Genomic DNA, 14,853 nt, shown 5'->3' on the forward strand with positions numbered 1-14,853 from the left:
GGGCCTGACGGCCCCCGGCGCGGGAGGCGAGGCGGCGGCGTCGGCTCAGGCGGGGGCGTCCCCCAGCAGGGACGCCAATCCGTCGTCCAGGTTCAGTGCCCCGCTCTCGCTGCCCTCGGGGACCGCGGTGTAGGAGCGGCCGAGGAACCTGAGGAGGTCGCCGGTGTCGAACTGGACCATGGCCATGCCCTCGGGGGCGTGGAACTCCAGCACCGTGCGCTGCGTACCGCACGGCCACATCTGCACATCACCGTTCCCCGCGGGGCCGCGCAGCCCCGCCGCGAGCAGCTCGCGCCCGAACGTCCACTCCACCGCGGACCCGTCGAGGGAGGCCGAGGGCGGGAAGGAGATGCGGACGGCGAACGGGTCGTCGGGCTCGTAACGCAGACAGGCCGGGATGGCGCGTGCCTCGGGCGTCGACGCGATGAGATGGGCCTGGACGGCTTGGTCGATGACTGTGGACAACGCCGGCTCCCTCGTGATCGGTGCGGGGTCCTCGCCTCGCTTACGACCGTTAAGACGTACGGGCAATCACGCCAGTGCACCCATGGTTGCTGTGACGTGTGTCACGAGTGATTTTTCCAGGGGACATAGGGCATTTAGGCTTGCGAAAACCATGCACGGTCTCGGGCGCCGTGCGGAGCTGTTACAAAACTCCGCCGCCGACGAGGCACCACCCCAGGGGTTGTTCCACCATGCACCAAGGTCCCGCGGCGCTCGGCGCGGCCGCCTACACCCGTCTCTACGAAGCCGAATATCCGCGTCTCGTCGCGTACGCCCGGACCCTCACCGGTAACCCCTGGACCGCGGGTGACCTCGTCGCCGAGGCCCACTACCGGGTGTGGCGGCGGGTACGGACCGGGCCGCCGATCGGTGCCGACGCCGCACCCGCCGAACTCACCAGTGCGGTGCGCGGGCTCTCCGCGGCGGCCTCGAGCTGGGGGCCGCCGCAGCGCGCCTCGTATCTCGAACCGCTGGTGGAGGTCCTGGGCGAACTGCCGCAGCGATGGGTGACGGCGCTGTGGCTCGCGGAAGTGGACGGGCTGGCGCCGGAGGGCGTCGCCCGGCGCCTGGGCAGCCACGCCGACGGTGCCGCCGCGCTGGTCGAACGGGGGCGGGACAGTCTGCGCCAGGAGTATCTGCGCGCTCAGCCGGGCGCCCCGGCGAGCGCGGCGTGCGGTGCGTACTGGGAGCGGATGCCCTCGCATGTGCAGGGTGTCGACACCCCGCAGCAGGCCGAGCAGATAGCCGTGCACATAGAGGGCTGCCAGGACTGCCGGGCCCGGATGGAGCAGCTGGTGGCGGCCGACGACCGGCTGCCCGCGCTCACCGGACCGGCGCTGCTGGCGCTGCTGGACCGGGGTGCGGCGACATGGCTGGCGCCGCTCGCCGCCGTCGGCGGCGCGGCCGCCGCGGTCGCGGCCACGCGCACGCTGCCGTTCGGCGGTGCGCACGCGTCCGCCGCGGGCGGCACGCTGGTGTCCACCCGGCGTTCGGTGCGCCATCTGATGCGCGGGCAGGTGCGCCAGGCCGGACCGGTCGCGGCCACCGTGGCCGGAGTCGGTGTGCTGCTCATCGCGAGTGCGGCGGTCGCGGCCGGGCTGGCGCTGACCGACGGCGATCCGGCGGAGCCGGGGCAGCCCGCGGCGGCGTCGGTGCCGTCGCACCCGGGTGGTGCCGGGGTGCCGCCGCAGGGGCACAGTTCGTCCGGTTCGTCGGAGACATCCGGTACGTCGCCGCGGAAGCCGGACGAGCTGCGGTCGGATGCCGCGCGTGAGGCGTCACGGAACCGGCCGTCCAAGGGTGCGCCCGTGGGGCAGTCGCCGTCGGATGTGCCGTCGAGCGCGGTCGCTCCCTCGACGTCGGCGTCGTCCTCCGCCGAGCCGTCATCGCCGTCGTCCTCTTCGCCCTCGTCACGGCCGACATCTCCCAGTTCGTCGCCTTCGTCTCCTTCGGGTGAGCCGTCCGATCCGTCCGCACCCTCGCCGACCGACGACCGGACCGACGGCCCGACGGGTGAGCCGACCGACGGTGATACGGCTCAGCCGTCCCGGCCCGGAGAGCCGAGCGGCACCACGAGCACGAAGCCGACCGCCGAGCCGACCGCCTCGTCCGGCGACAGCTCGAAGGACTGTGTGTCGCTGGTGGTCCGGGTCTGCGTCGACGACAACCGCTGACGCCGCGACGCCGGGGTTACGGCCGCTGCTCCCCGCAGCCGCCGGGCCCCGGCCTCGCTCCGCAGGGCCCGGACGCGTCGCAGTACGGGTCGTTGCGGGTGGCGCCGCAGCCGCAGAGCGTCGCGCGGGTCTCCTTGCGGGCGCCGTCCGGGGTCTCGATCATCAGATCCCCGCGGACCAGGATCTGACCCGAGGATGTGCGCGCGAGCGCGGTGGGGCGGGTGGGCTGCTCCGTCTCGCCGTTGGCCATCCGGTACCGCAGCGCCCCGGAGGTGCAGCGCCGCACCACCTCGGCGACAACATCGGCGGGCGCGCCGTCGGCCTGGATCCACGGCTGCTGCTCGGGGTCGAACACCTGCGGCAGGGCGCGGGCGCACGCACCGGCGTGGAGACAGCGCTCCGCTTCGTAGCTGACGGTGACCATGGCGCCCACGTACGGCTTTCCACGTTCGTTGTCCATGGCGGTCACCTTAGGAAGGCCGAGCCGGTCCCGCGATTCGGAGTTTCTCCCTCTCACTGGCTCACTCGTCCGTGGACGGCGTCCCGCGGATGGGCTAGCTTCCAGCTCCATGAGGGCCATGGGGATCATGAGCATGATGCGACGCGCGGTGGCGGCCGGACTCTGCGGGGCGGCGCTCGCCGCCGTGACGGCCGCGCCCGCGCACGCTCAACCGACGGACGGCGAGGGCCGGTTGGGAGTGGGGTGGCGGCTCACCGAGAGCGGCACCGACGCCCGGTTCCGCGGACTCGCCGCGGTCAGCCGCGGCACGGCGTGGGTCGCGGGTACCAAGGGCACGGTGCTGCGGACGCACGACGGCGGGCGCAAGTGGCGCAATGTCTCCCCGCCCGGCGCGGAGGGGCTGGAGTTCCGCGATGTCGAGGCGTTCGACGCCCGGCGCGCGGTGGTGCTGGCGATCGGCGAGGGCGAGGCGTCCCGGGTCTTCCGCACCGACGACGGGGGCGCGACCTGGCGCGAGAGCTTCCGCAACGACGATCCGCGCGCCTTCTACGACTGCATGACCTTCTTCGACTCCCGGCACGGGATCGCGCTGAGCGATCCGGTGGACGGCCGCTACCGGATCCTGTCGACCGGCGACGGCGGCCGCAGCTGGCGGGTCCTTCCCGCGGACGGTATGCCGCCCGCGCAGCCGGGCGAGGCCGCGTTCGCGGCGAGCGGGCAGTGTCTGGTCGCCTCCGGTGGGCGGAACGCGTGGTTCGCCACGGGCGGGTCGGCTACCGCCCGGGTGTTCCACACCACCGACCGCGGCCGCAGCTGGACGGTGGCCGACACTCCGGTCCCCGCGGGCGATCCGGCGCGCGGGGTGTTCGCGCTCGCCTTCCGCGACGCGCTGCACGGCCTCGCCGTCGGTGGCGACTACCGGCCCGATCAGCCGTCCCCGCGCGCGGCGGCCGTCACCGGGGACGGCGGATACCGCTGGACCACGGCGGAGCAGCCGCCGTCCGCCTACCGCTCGGGCGTCACCTGGCTGCCGTACAGCCGCCGGGCGGCCCTGGCCGTCGGCCCCACCGGTACCGACCTCACCACCGACGCGGGCCGCACCTGGCGCACCGTCGACACCGGCTCGTACGACACCGTCGACTGCGCCCCGGACCTCGGCTGCTGGGCCGCGGGGGAGAAGGGCCGGATCGCCCGGCTGGGCCCAACGGCGCGGTGACCCGGTGTCCGCCGGACCCCGCCCCGTGACGGGGTCCGGCGGAAGAGCGCGGGCCGCTCAGCGGACTCGCTGAAGTCCGGTGCGGTTCGGGTGCGCCCTGAAGGGGCGCGGGGCTGTGTCGATGTGCGGCTCCGCCGCGGCTGTGTCGATGTGCGGCTCCGCCGCGTGGGCGACCAGCCACGAGGCAGCCGCAGACGAACGACGACAGCTCGCGGCACTTCCCGAGTCGCGCTCAGACGGTCGGCTGCTGCCGGTAGGGCTCCAGCGCCGGGGCCGTCCTGGTGGCGATGAACTCCGTGATCGTGTACTCGCCCACACCCGCGATCGTGAACGGATCGGTGGTCACCAGCTTTTCGATGGCCGCGCGGTCGTCGCCGCCCGCCAGAATGACCCCGCCCTCGCGCGGGTCCTTGGGTCCGGAGGCGAGGAAGACGCCCGCCGCGTAGTGCTCCTCCAGCCAGGCGATGTGTGCCGGGAGCAGGGCCTCGACGCGGTCGAGCGGGGCGCTGTAGGTCACGTCCAGAACGAACATGATCGGGATAGTAGCGTGGTGCCCACGATGACCAGCGCCGACTTTCCCCGCTATGACCTGCCTCCCGACTGGCCCACGACCGAGGCCGAGGCGACCGCCGTTCAAGAGCGTCTGCGGGCGGCCGTCGTGACCGCCGGAGAGGTGGCCCCGCCGGGCGAGGGCGCGGGCACCGTGGCCGGGGTGGACGTGGCGTACGACGACGAGCGCGGGGTGGTCGCGGCCGCCGCCGTGGCGCTGGACCCCCGCACCCTGGCGGTCGTCGGGGAGGCGACGGCGGTCGGCCCGGTCACCTTCCCCTATGTGCCCGGACTGCTGGCGTTCCGTGAGATACCGGCCGTCCTGGACGCGCTCGGCGCGCTCGACCGGGCCGGTCACCGCCCGGATCTCGTGGTGTGCGACGGCTACGGACTGGCCCACCCCCGCCGCTTCGGACTGGCCAGCCATCTGGGGGTGCTCACCGGGCTCCCGGTCATCGGCGTCGCCAAGAACCCGTTCACCTTCCGCCATGCCGACCCCGGACCGCACCGCGGCGACTGGTCACCGCTGCTGGACGGGGAGGAGGAGGTCGGCCGGGCGCTGCGCACCCGGGATGGGGTGAAGCCGGTGTTCGTCTCGGTCGGCCACCGGGTCGACCTCGACAGCGCCTGCGCCCACACCCTCCATCTCGCCCGCGACTACCGGCAGCCCGAGACCACCCGGCGAGCCGACGCGCTGTGCCGCCGGGCGCTGGCCGAGGTACGGGCCGCTCGGAGCTGACCGGACCCGGGCCGTCACCGGCGCCGGGTCTCGGCCAGGAAGCAGCCGAACTCCACGGCGCGCACATGGACCGCCGCCACCCGCGGATCCCGGTAGAGCTGGTCGAGCCCCTCCTCGATCGTCGGTGTGCCGCCGTCCAGCAGCAGTCCGCCCAGGATGGAGCCGTCGGCGGAGTACGCCCGCAGCACCCGCCGGTCGCCGCGGAGGCCGTCCGGTACGCCGGTGCCCGTCCAGCCGCCGCACGGTTCGCGGTGGACGAAGACCGGGCCCGTCTCGTTGTACGGGCCCGGATCGGCGCCGGTGTCCAGCGCCCAGCGCAGCAGCGGGGAGTACGCGACGAGCGCGATGGTCTCGTGCGGTCCGCTGCGTCCCAGACAGCAGCGCAGCGGTGAGCCGCCGTTCTCGTCCTCCACCACGATGCGCGGCGGACGGTCCGCGTCGTCCATGATCCGCAGCCGCCGAAGCGCCTCCGGCGCGATGGCCCGGATGTCGTACCGCGGCGTCTGGTGTTCCAGGGTCTCGGGAGTGCTGTGCTCGTTCATAGGTCTCATGCTCACCGGGGGACACGGCCGGTGCTGGCGGTATTCGGACGCCGCGCTGGAGGGTGGGAAGCCTTGGCCGGGAGGGTACTTGACAGTGGGGTCGGCGCTGAGCGAGATTCAGCCCCGACATAGGACATCCCACCTCCCTATTGCCCCGCTATTCCCCTGGATGTGGCGGGACGTCAGATGTCGTATGGGTCATCCGTCCGGGTCCAGGCCGCCCGCGTGCAGAAAGCTGGGTTGTGATGAGTCTTCCGGCTCCGCTCACCGGTGTTGTACCGCCCCTGTGTACCCCGCTCACCCCCGGCGGCGCGATCGACACCCGCTCCCTGACCGCCCTGGCCGAGCGGCTGATCGGCGCGGGGGTGAGCGCGCTGTTCGCGCTCGGCTCCAGCGGTGAGGCCGCCTATCTGGACGACCGTGCGCGCCGTACCGTCCTGGAGACGGTGATCGGGGCGGCGGACGGCCGGGTGCCGGTGCTCGCCGGGGCGATCGACATGACCACCGCGCGGGTGCTGGACCACGCCCGCACCGCCGCCGGGCTGGGCGCGGGCGGCATCGTGGCCACCGCGCCGTTCTTCACCCGCACCCACCCGGTGGAGATCGCCGACCACTTCCGGCGGCTGCGCGACGGCGCCGGGCTGCCGCTCTTCGCGTACGACATCCCCCTCTCGGTGCACGCCAAGCTGACGTCCCAGGCCGTGCTCCCGCTGGCCGCCGACGGCACCCTCGCCGGGCTCAAGGACAGCAGCGGGGACGACGGCGCGCTGCGCAGGCTGCTGGTGGAGGTCCGCCGCCGCGGTCTCGACGCGGGGTTCTCCGTGCTCACCGGATCCGAACTGACCGTGGACGGCGCCCTGTTGGCGGGCGCTCACGGGGTGGTCCCGGGGCTGGCCAACGTCGACCCGGACGGCTATGTCCGGCTGTACGCGCACGCCCGCGCCGGGCGCTGGGACCGGGCCGCCGCCGAACAGGACCGGCTGGCCGCGCTGTTCGCCCTCACCGACGCCGGTGATCCGGCACTGATGGGCGGAAGTTCATCGGCGCTGGGAGGTTTCAAGGCCGCGCTGCATCTGATGGGTGTCATCGACTGCCCCGCGACGGCCGCGCCCCAGGTGCCGCTGGGTGAGGAGGCCGTCAAGACCGTCCGTCATGTCCTCGAGGAAGGGGGGCTGTTGCCATGACCGCCGCCGCACCCTGGTACCGGGAGGTCTCCCGAGGCCAGTGGACGTCCCTGACCGCGGCCTGGATCGGCTATCTGCTCGACGGCTTCGACTTCGTCCTGATCACCCTCGTGCTGACCGAGATCGCCGAGGAGTTCGACCTCAGTACGGCGTCCGCGGCGAGCCTGGTCTCCGGTGCGTTCATCACCCGCTGGCTCGGCGGGGCGCTGCTGGGCGCCATGGGCGATCGCTACGGCCGTAAACCGGCCATGATCGCCAGCATTCTGCTCTACTCGCTGGGCACCTTCGCCTGCGGCTTCGCCTGGAACTACTTCAGCCTCTTCACCGCCCGTCTCCTGATTGGCATGGGCATGGCCGGTGAGTACAGCGCCAGTGCCACCTATGTGCTGGAGAGCTGGCCCGCCCGGCTGCGCAATCGCGCCTCCGGGTTTCTCATCTCCGGCTACGCGGGCGGCACCATCCTCGCCGCCGAGCTCTACAAGTGGGTGGTACCGCACTGGGGCTGGCGCTGGATGTTCTGGATCGGTGTGCTCCCGGTGTTCGTCGCGCTGTGGATGCGGCGCGCGCTCCCCGAGGCCGCCGACTGGCGCCAGGAGGTGGCGGCGGGCGAGGGCGCGCGGCCCAACCCCTTCGCGCCGCTGTTCACCGGGCGGTGGCGCGCCTGGGCCAACACCGCCCTGGCGGCGGCCGCGAGCGCGGCGCTGTTCTGTGTCTTCACCCCGGTGGGCGCCGGGTGGCGGTGGCCGCTGTCGCTGCTGGCGACGGGGTGTCTGGTCGCCTTCGCCGCACAGCTCGGCGGGCGGCGCGGATGGCTGCTGCACACCGCGCTGACGGCCACGGTCTTCTGCGCGTTCCTCTACAGCTGGCCCATCCAGGCGCTGCTGCCGACCTATCTGAAGGCGGAGCTGGGCTATGCGCCCGGCGAGGTCACGGACGTGATGTTCTACGCCGGGTTCGGCACCATGGCGGGCTGCTGGCTCGCGGGCTTCGTGGGCGACTGGCTGGGCACCCGGAAGGCGTACGCCTGCACCCTGCTGGCCTCGCTGGCCTTCGTTTTCCCGGTGTTCGCGGTGCGGAGCAGCCTCGTCGGCCTCGGCGTGCTGCTGTTCTTCCTGCTCGCCCTGAGCCAGGGGATCTCGGGCATCCTGCCCACGTACATCGCGGGCCACTTCCCGACCCGGACCCGGGCCGCCTCGCTGGGCTTCGTCTACAACACCGGGGCGCTGGGCGGTGCGGTGGCCCCGGTGCTCGGCGCCGATCTGGCCGAGGGGATGCCGCTGGGGCGGGCGCTCGCGGTGCTCACCTTCGGGCTGACGCTGGTGGTGATCGCCCTGGTGGGCGGCGATGTGCCACGGCGGCTGGGGCGACTGGCCGATCCGTCGGGCGGCGCGGACCATCTGGTGCCCGGGCGGCCGTTGTCGGTGGCGGAGACTAGCGTGGAGAAGGCCGGTCGGGGACCGCGGGAGCATGGGCCCCCGGCCGCTTCATGACAGCCGTGGACCGCGCACCGCAGGAGGAGCCGATGGCCGCGTCGAAGGACCCGCTCCGGGTGCGGGGCGCGGTGCGCGCGTTCGCGCTCGGCCTCCCCGGCGCCTGGGAGGACTTCCCCTGGGGCGATGGCGTGGTCAAGGTCGGCAAGAAGATCTTTGTGTTCCTCGGGCCGGACGACGGCGACCGTACGCCCGGTGTCACCGTCAAGCTGCGGGACGAGGCGGCACACGCCCATGCGATGTCCCAGCCCGGCGCCGCCCCGACCGGCTATGGCCTGGGCCGGTCCGGATGGGTGTCCATACCGCTCGCCGAGGGTGCGCCGGGAGCCGACCTGCTGTGCGACTGGGTGGAGGAGAGCTATCGGGCGATCGCCCCCAAGCGGCTGATCGCGGAGCTCGACGCGGGCTGACGGCGCCACCGGGCTCATCGCTGCCCGACCCTCCATGGCCCCGCCGGCCAAAGACCGGCGGGGCCACGGTCTTTCGCTGTCCGCCGCCCGGCCCGGGGACTTGTGGAATGTGGCACGCCTTCTTAGCATCAGCGGTGTTACAGCAAAATTGTCACAAGGTTGGGGGTCGGATAGTGGCGACAGAGGACGGGGCGGTGCCGGGCGGTCCGCTGTCCGGGGTGCGGGTGGTGGAGCTGGCGGGGATCGGACCCGGCCCGTTCGCGGCCATGGTCCTCGCCGACCTCGGCGCCGATGTCGTCCGGGTGGACCGGCCGGGCGGCACCGGGGGATTGCGGATCGACCCCGACTACGACATCGCCAACCGCAACAAGCGCTCCGTGCTGCTCGACCTGAAGTCCGACGGCGGCCGGGCCGCCGTGCTCGACCTCGCCGAGCGCGCCGACATCCTGATCGAGGGCTACCGCCCGAGGGTCGCCGAGCGGCTCGGCGTGGGCCCCGAAGCGTGTCTGGCGCGCAATCCCCAACTGGTCTACGGCCGGATGACCGGCTGGGGCCAGGACGGCCCGCTCGCCCCGACCGCCGGACACGACATCGGCTATATCGCCGTCGCCGGAGCGCTCGGCATGATCGGCGCGGCCGACGGTCCGCCGGTGGCCCCCGCCAACCTCCTCGGGGACTACGCGGGCGGTTCGCTCTACCTCGTCATCGGTGTCCTCGCCGCCCTCCAGCACGCCCGCGCGGGCGGCCCCGGCCAGGTCGTGGACGCCGCGATCGTGGACGGCACCGCCCATCTGACCGCCGTGATCCACGGCATGCTGGCCGCGGGGGGCTGGCAGGACCGCCGCGGCGCCAACCTCCTCGACGGCGGCTGCCCGTTCTACGGCACCTATGAGACCTCCGACGGCGGCCATATGGCCGTCGGCGCCCTGGAGCGCAAGTTCTACGCGGAGTTCACCGAGCGGCTCGGCATCGCCGACCAGGCCCCGCCCCGCGAGGACTTCGACGCCTGGGGCAGGCTGCGCGCCGTTATCGCCGCCCGCTTCAAGGAGCGCACCCGCGAGGAGTGGACGGCGGTGTTCGACGGCTCCGACGCCTGCGTCGCGCCCGTGCTGTCGCTGCGCGAGGCCACCGCACACCCCCATCTCGCCGCCCGTTCCACCTTCACCGAGCACGGCGGCATCACCCAGCCCGCGCCCGCCCCGCGCTTCTCCGCCACCCCCGGCGCGGTGCGCCGCGCGCCCGCCCGCCCCGGCGCGGACGCCGCGGAGGTGGCCCGCGACTGGGGCCTCGCCCTCCCGCGGGACGCAAGCGACACGGCCACCGAGAGCGCCACCGAGACCACCGCAGAGACCGACGAGACCGCCACCGAGGAGAACCCGTCGTGACCCGCACGCCCCTGACGCGCCAGATCTTCACCGCGGAGCACGACGCGTTCCGCGAGAGCGTCCGCACCTTCGTCGAGAAGGAGGTGACCCCGCATCACGAGCGCTGGGAGCAGGACGGCGTGGTCGACCGCGCGGTGTGGCGCGCGGCCGGACGGCAGGGGCTGCTCGGCCTCGCCATGCCCGAGGAGTTCGGCGGCGGCGGAAGCGACGACTACCGCTACTCCGCGGTGATCTCCGAGGAGCTGGCCCGCGCGGGCGCCTCCGGGTTCGCGATCCCGCTGCACAACGACATGATCGGCCCGTACCTGCGCACCCTCGCCACCGAGGAGCAGAAGCGGCGCTGGCTGCCCGGCTTCTGCTCGGGTGAGATCATCACCGCCATCGCCATGACCGAGCCCGGGGCGGGCTCCGACCTCCAGGGGATCCGCACCACCGCCACCGACGCGGGCGACCACTGGGTGCTCAACGGGTCCAAGACCTTCATCTCCAACGGCATCCTGGCCGACCTGGTGATCGTGGTCGCCCGGACCACCCCCGAGGGCGGCGCCAAGGGGCTGAGCCTGATCGTCGTCGAGCGCGGTACGGAGGGGTTCGAGCGCGGTCGCAACCTCGACAAGATCGGCCAGAAGGCGCAGGACACCGCCGAGCTGTTCTTCAACGACGTCCGGGTGCCCAAGAGCAACCTGCTGGGCGAGTTGCACGGCGGCTTCGGCCATCTGATGACCAACCTGGCCCAGGAGCGGCTGACCATCGCGGTCTCCGCCATCGCCACCGCCGAACACGTCCTGGAGCTCACCACGGCGTACGTCAAGGAGCGCGAGGCGTTCGGACGGCCGCTGGCGAAGCTCCAGCACATTCGCTTCGAGATAGCCGAGATGGCCACCGAGTGCGCCGTCACCCGCGCCTTCCTGGACCGCTGCATCACCGACCACACGGCGGGCGGACTGGACGCCGTGCAGGCGTCCATGGCCAAGTGGTGGGCGACCGAGCTCCAGAAGCGGATCGCCGACCGCTGCCTCCAGCTCCACGGCGGCTACGGCTATATGACGGAGTACCCGGTGTCCAAGGCGTTCACCGACGGCCGGATCCAGACGATCTACGGTGGCACCACCGAGATCATGAAGGAGATCATCGGCCGCTCCCTGCTCGCCGACTGAGCCTCCCGCACCAACCCTCACCCCTCGAAAGGCTGCTGACGTGAGCACCGAAGCGTACGTGTACGACGCCATCCGCACCCCGCGCGGGCGCGGCAAGGCCGACGGTGCCCTGCACGGTACCAAGCCCGTCGACCTCGTCGTGGGCCTCATCCACGAGATCCGGCGCCGGTTCCCCGATCTCGACCCGGCCGCGATCGACGACGTCGTGCTCGGCGTGGTCAGCCCGCTCGGCGACCAGGGTTCGGACATCGCCAAGGTCGCGGCCATCGCGGCCGGGCTGCCGGACACGGTCGCGGGCGTCCAGGAGAACCGCTTCTGTGCCTCCGGTCTGGAGGCGGTCAACCTGGCGGCGGCCAAGGTCCGTTCCGGCTGGGAGGATCTGGTGCTCGCGGGCGGTGTGGAGTCGATGTCGCGGGTGAAGATGGGCTCGGACGGCGGCGCCTGGTTCGCGGACCCGATGACCAACTACGAGACCGGTTTTGTCCCTCAGGGCATCGGCGCCGACCTCATCGCCACCATCGGCGGCTGGAGCCGCCACGATGTGGACACCTTCGCCGCGCTCTCCCAGGAGCGGGCGGCGAAGGCGTGGAAGGACGGGCGGTTCGACCGCTCGGTGGTCCCGGTCCGCGACCGCAGCGGGCTGACCGTCCTCGACCGCGACGAGCACATCCGCCCCGGCACCACCCCCGAGACCCTGGCCGGGCTCAAGCCCTCGTTCGAGGCCATCGGTGAGGCGGGCGGCTTCGACGCGGTGGCCCTCCAGAAGTACCACTGGATCGAGGCCATCGACCATGTCCACCACGCGGGCAACTCCTCCGGCATGGTGGACGGCGCGGCCCTGGTCGCCATCGGCAACCGTGAGGTCGGCGAGCGCCACGGGCTGACCCCGCGCGCCCGGATCGTCTCCGCCGCCGTCTCCGGCTCCGACCCCACCATCATGCTCACCGGCCCGGCCCCCGCCTCCCGCAAGGCGCTCGCCAAGGCCGGGCTGACCATCGACGACATCGATCTGGTCGAGATCAACGAGGCGTTCGCCGCGGTGGTGCTGCGCTTCGTGCAGGACATGGGGCTCAGCCTGGACAAGGTCAACGTCAACGGCGGCGCGATCGCGATGGGCCACCCGCTGGGCGCGACCGGCGCCATGATCCTCGGCACCCTGATCGACGAGCTGGAGCGGCGCGAGCAGCGCTACGGCCTCGCCACGCTGTGCGTGGGAGGCGGCATGGGCATCGCCACGGTGGTCGAGCGCCTCTGACCACCCCCGACGTCCCTCAGACCGACCTCCCTTCCCCCTTGGAGACCGTGCCATGACCCAGACCACCACCGCGTCGGCCATCCGCTGGGAGCGGGGCGACGACGGCGTCGTCACCCTCGTCCTCGACGACCCCGGCCAGTCCGCCAACACCATGAACGCCGGGTTCATCGACTCCCTCGACGCGATCGCCGACCGTGCCGAGGCCGAGAGCGAATCCATCCGCGGCATCGTCATCACCTCCGCCAAGAAGACCTTCTTCGCGGGCGGTGACCTCAAGGACATGATGCAGGCCGGGCCCGACCACGCCCAGGAGATGTTCGAGGTCAACCTCCGCATCAAGCGGGGCCTGCGCCGGCTGGAGACCCTCGGCAAGCCCCTCGTCGCCGCGATCAACGGCGCGGCGCTCGGCGGCGGTCTGGAGATCGCGCTCGCCTGCCACCACCGCGTCGCCCTCGACGCCCCCGGCTCCCGGATCGGCTTCCCCGAGGTCACCCTGGGCCTGCTGCCGGGCGCCGGCGGTGTCGCCCGTACCGTCCGGCTGCTCGGGGTCACCGACGCCCTGCTCAAGGTGCTGCTCCAGGGCCAGCGTTACGCCCCGAAGCGCGCCCTGGACGCGGGTCTGGTGCATGAGGTGGTGGACACCCCGGAGGAGATGTTCACCCGGGCGCGGGCGTTCATCGACGCCCACCCCGAGTCCATCCAGCCCTGGGACGAGAAGGGCTACCGGATCCCGGGCGGTACCCCGGCCCATCCGAAGTTCGCCGTCAACCTGCCCGCCTTCCCGGCCAATCTGCGCAAGCAGCTGAACGGCGCCCCCTACCCGGCGCCGCGCAACATCCTGGCCGCGGCCGTCGAGGGCTCACAGGTGGACTTCGAGACCGCGCAGGTCATCGAGGGCCGCTATTTCACCGAGTTGGTGATCGGCCAGACCGCCAAGAACATGATCCAGGCGTTCTTCTTCGATCTCCAGGCGGTCAACTCCGGTGCCAACCGGCCGCAGGGCATCGAGCCCCAGCAGGTCCGCAAGGTCGCGGTGCTGGGCGCCGGGATGATGGGCGCGGGCATCGCCTACGCCTGCGCCAAGGCGGGGATCGAGGTCGTGCTCAAGGACGTGTCCACGGAGGCCGCGGCCCAGGGCAAGGCGTACTCCGAAGGGCTGCTGGCCAAGGCGCTCGCCAAGGGCCGCACCACGGAGGCCAAGCGGGACGAGCTGCTGGCCCGGATCACCCCGACCGGCGATGCCGCCGACCTCGCGGGCTGTGACGCGGTGATCGAGGCGGTCTTCGAGGACCCGGCGCTGAAGCACAAGGTGTTCCAGGAGATCGAGGGCGTAGTGGCCCCGGACGCCCTGCTGTGCTCCAACACCTCCACGCTGCCCATCACCCTGCTCGCCGAGGGGGTGCAGCGCGCGGACGACTTCATCGGGCTGCATTTCTTCTCGCCGGTGGACAAGATGCCGCTGGTCGAGATCATCAAGGGTGAGCGGACCGGCGAGAAGGCGCTGGCCCGCGCCTTCGACCTGGTGCGGCAGATCAACAAGACCCCGATCGTGGTCAATGACTCGCGCGGCTTCTTCACCTCGCGCGTCATCGGGCACTTCATCAACGAGGGTGTGGCGATGGTGGGGGAGGGCGTCGACCCGGCCTCGGTGGAACAGGCCGCCGCCCAGGCCGGCTACCCGGCCAAGGTGCTCTCCCTGATGGACGAGCTGACCCTGACCCTGCCGCGCAAGATCCGTGAGGAGACCCGGCGGGCCACCGAGGAGGCGGGCGGCAGCTGGCGTCCGCATCCGGCCGACACGGTCATCGACCGCATGGTCGAGGAGTTCGGGCGCACCGGCCGCAGCGGTGGCGCGGGCTTCTACGACTACGACGAGACCACCGGCAAGCGCGCCGGGCTGTGGCCGGGGCTGCGCGAGCACTTCGGCGGCGACGGCGACGGCACCCGCATTCCCTTTACGGACATGCAGGAGCGGATGCTCTTCTGCGAGGCCATCGACACCGTGCGGCTGCTGGAGGAGGGGGTGCTGACCTCCGTCGCCGACGCCAACATCGGCTCGATCCTCGGTATCGGCTTCCCCGGCTGGACCGGCGGTGTGCTTCAGTACATCAACGGCTACGAGGGCGGTGTCGCCGGATTCGTGGCGCGCGCCCGGGAGTTGGAGGCGGCGTACGGCGAGCGGTTCGCGCCGCCCGCGCTGCTGGTGGAGAAGGCCGAGCGGGGAGAGCCGTTCGCGGACTGACGGCCGGCGACGGAGAACCACGACCGCCGGTGGACCGGGCCCTCCCG

At 72.5% G+C, this 14,853-nt stretch carries 14 protein-coding genes; 10 read left to right on the forward strand and 4 right to left on the reverse strand.

The genetic code is table 11. From position 1 onward, the window contains the following. Positions 1-45: 45 nt before the first annotated feature. Positions 46-465, reverse strand: a complete 420-nt coding sequence (gene ssgD / locus JK363_RS30550) for a spore wall synthesis regulator SsgD (protein WP_201879973.1) — start codon at positions 463-465, stop codon at positions 46-48. A 230-nt stretch (positions 466-695) separates the two neighbouring features. Here ssgD and JK363_RS30555 point away from each other — a divergent pair, with 230 nt between their 5' ends. After that, on the forward strand, positions 696-2,177 hold the full coding sequence (locus JK363_RS30555; RefSeq protein WP_201879976.1) for an RNA polymerase sigma factor: 1,482 nt from the start codon (positions 696-698) through the stop codon (positions 2,175-2,177). A 16-nt stretch (positions 2,178-2,193) separates the two neighbouring features. Here the strand turns inward: JK363_RS30555 and JK363_RS30560 are convergent, their stop codons facing one another. Beyond that, a complete protein-coding gene (locus JK363_RS30560) occupies positions 2,194-2,637 on the reverse strand; it encodes a (4Fe-4S)-binding protein (RefSeq protein WP_201879979.1) in 444 nt (147 codons plus the stop codon). A 127-nt stretch (positions 2,638-2,764) separates the two neighbouring features. Here JK363_RS30560 and JK363_RS30565 point away from each other — a divergent pair, with 127 nt between their 5' ends. Beyond that, positions 2,765-3,853 carry a WD40/YVTN/BNR-like repeat-containing protein gene (locus JK363_RS30565; RefSeq protein ID WP_201879982.1) on the forward strand — a complete coding sequence of 363 codons (1,089 nt, stop codon included), beginning with the start codon at positions 2,765-2,767 and terminating at the stop codon, positions 3,851-3,853. Positions 3,854-4,085: 232 nt separating this feature from the next. Here the strand turns inward: JK363_RS30565 and JK363_RS30570 are convergent, their stop codons facing one another. Next, entirely contained in the window at positions 4,086-4,385 is a 300-nt protein-coding gene (locus tag JK363_RS30570) for a YciI family protein (RefSeq protein WP_201879985.1), read from the reverse strand. Positions 4,386-4,412: 27 nt separating this feature from the next. Between JK363_RS30570 and JK363_RS30575 the strand changes: the two genes are divergently transcribed. Further along, on the forward strand, positions 4,413-5,141 hold the full coding sequence (locus JK363_RS30575; protein WP_201879988.1) for an endonuclease V: 729 nt from the start codon (positions 4,413-4,415) through the stop codon (positions 5,139-5,141). Between the two features lie 14 nt (positions 5,142-5,155). Here JK363_RS30575 and JK363_RS30580 read toward each other — a convergent pair whose 3' ends face one another. Further along, on the reverse strand, positions 5,156-5,683 hold the full coding sequence (locus JK363_RS30580) for a DUF1203 domain-containing protein (RefSeq protein WP_201879991.1): 528 nt from the start codon (positions 5,681-5,683) through the stop codon (positions 5,156-5,158). A 245-nt stretch (positions 5,684-5,928) separates the two neighbouring features. Between JK363_RS30580 and JK363_RS30585 the strand changes: the two genes are divergently transcribed. From JK363_RS30585 to JK363_RS30615, 7 genes are all read left to right on the forward strand, one after another. Beyond that, positions 5,929-6,867, forward strand: a complete 939-nt coding sequence (locus tag JK363_RS30585) for a dihydrodipicolinate synthase family protein (protein WP_201879994.1) — start codon at positions 5,929-5,931, stop codon at positions 6,865-6,867. Next, a complete protein-coding gene (locus JK363_RS30590) occupies positions 6,864-8,357 on the forward strand; it encodes a sialate:H+ symport family MFS transporter (RefSeq protein ID WP_201879997.1) in 1,494 nt (497 codons plus the stop codon). Before JK363_RS30585 ends, JK363_RS30590 begins: the two co-directional genes overlap by 4 nt. A 32-nt stretch (positions 8,358-8,389) precedes the next feature. Beyond that, on the forward strand, positions 8,390-8,767 hold the full coding sequence (locus JK363_RS30595) for an MmcQ/YjbR family DNA-binding protein (protein WP_201880000.1): 378 nt from the start codon (positions 8,390-8,392) through the stop codon (positions 8,765-8,767). Positions 8,768-8,901: 134 nt separating this feature from the next. After that, the gene (locus tag JK363_RS30600) at positions 8,902-10,152 is read left to right on the forward strand and encodes a CaiB/BaiF CoA transferase family protein (protein WP_372444883.1); all 1,251 of its coding nucleotides are present in this window, start codon (positions 8,902-8,904) and stop codon (positions 10,150-10,152) included. A gap of 11 nt (positions 10,153-10,163) precedes the next feature. Continuing rightward, the gene (locus JK363_RS30605; RefSeq protein ID WP_201880102.1) at positions 10,164-11,309 is read left to right on the forward strand and encodes an acyl-CoA dehydrogenase family protein; all 1,146 of its coding nucleotides are present in this window, start codon (positions 10,164-10,166) and stop codon (positions 11,307-11,309) included. Between the two features lie 40 nt (positions 11,310-11,349). Then, positions 11,350-12,564, forward strand: coding sequence for an acetyl-CoA C-acetyltransferase (locus JK363_RS30610; RefSeq protein WP_201880006.1), 1,215 nt, complete (start codon positions 11,350-11,352; stop codon positions 12,562-12,564). 52 nt (positions 12,565-12,616) lie between these two features. Then, positions 12,617-14,806 (forward strand): 3-hydroxyacyl-CoA dehydrogenase NAD-binding domain-containing protein, encoded by a 2,190-nt coding sequence (locus JK363_RS30615; RefSeq protein WP_201880009.1) that lies wholly within the window; start codon positions 12,617-12,619, stop codon positions 14,804-14,806. The last annotated feature ends 47 nt before the right edge of the window (positions 14,807-14,853 follow it).

Origin of the sequence: Streptomyces coffeae (assembly GCF_016741875.1) — a bacterium.
Classification (GTDB): domain Bacteria; phylum Actinomycetota; class Actinomycetes; order Streptomycetales; family Streptomycetaceae; genus Streptomyces; species Streptomyces coffeae.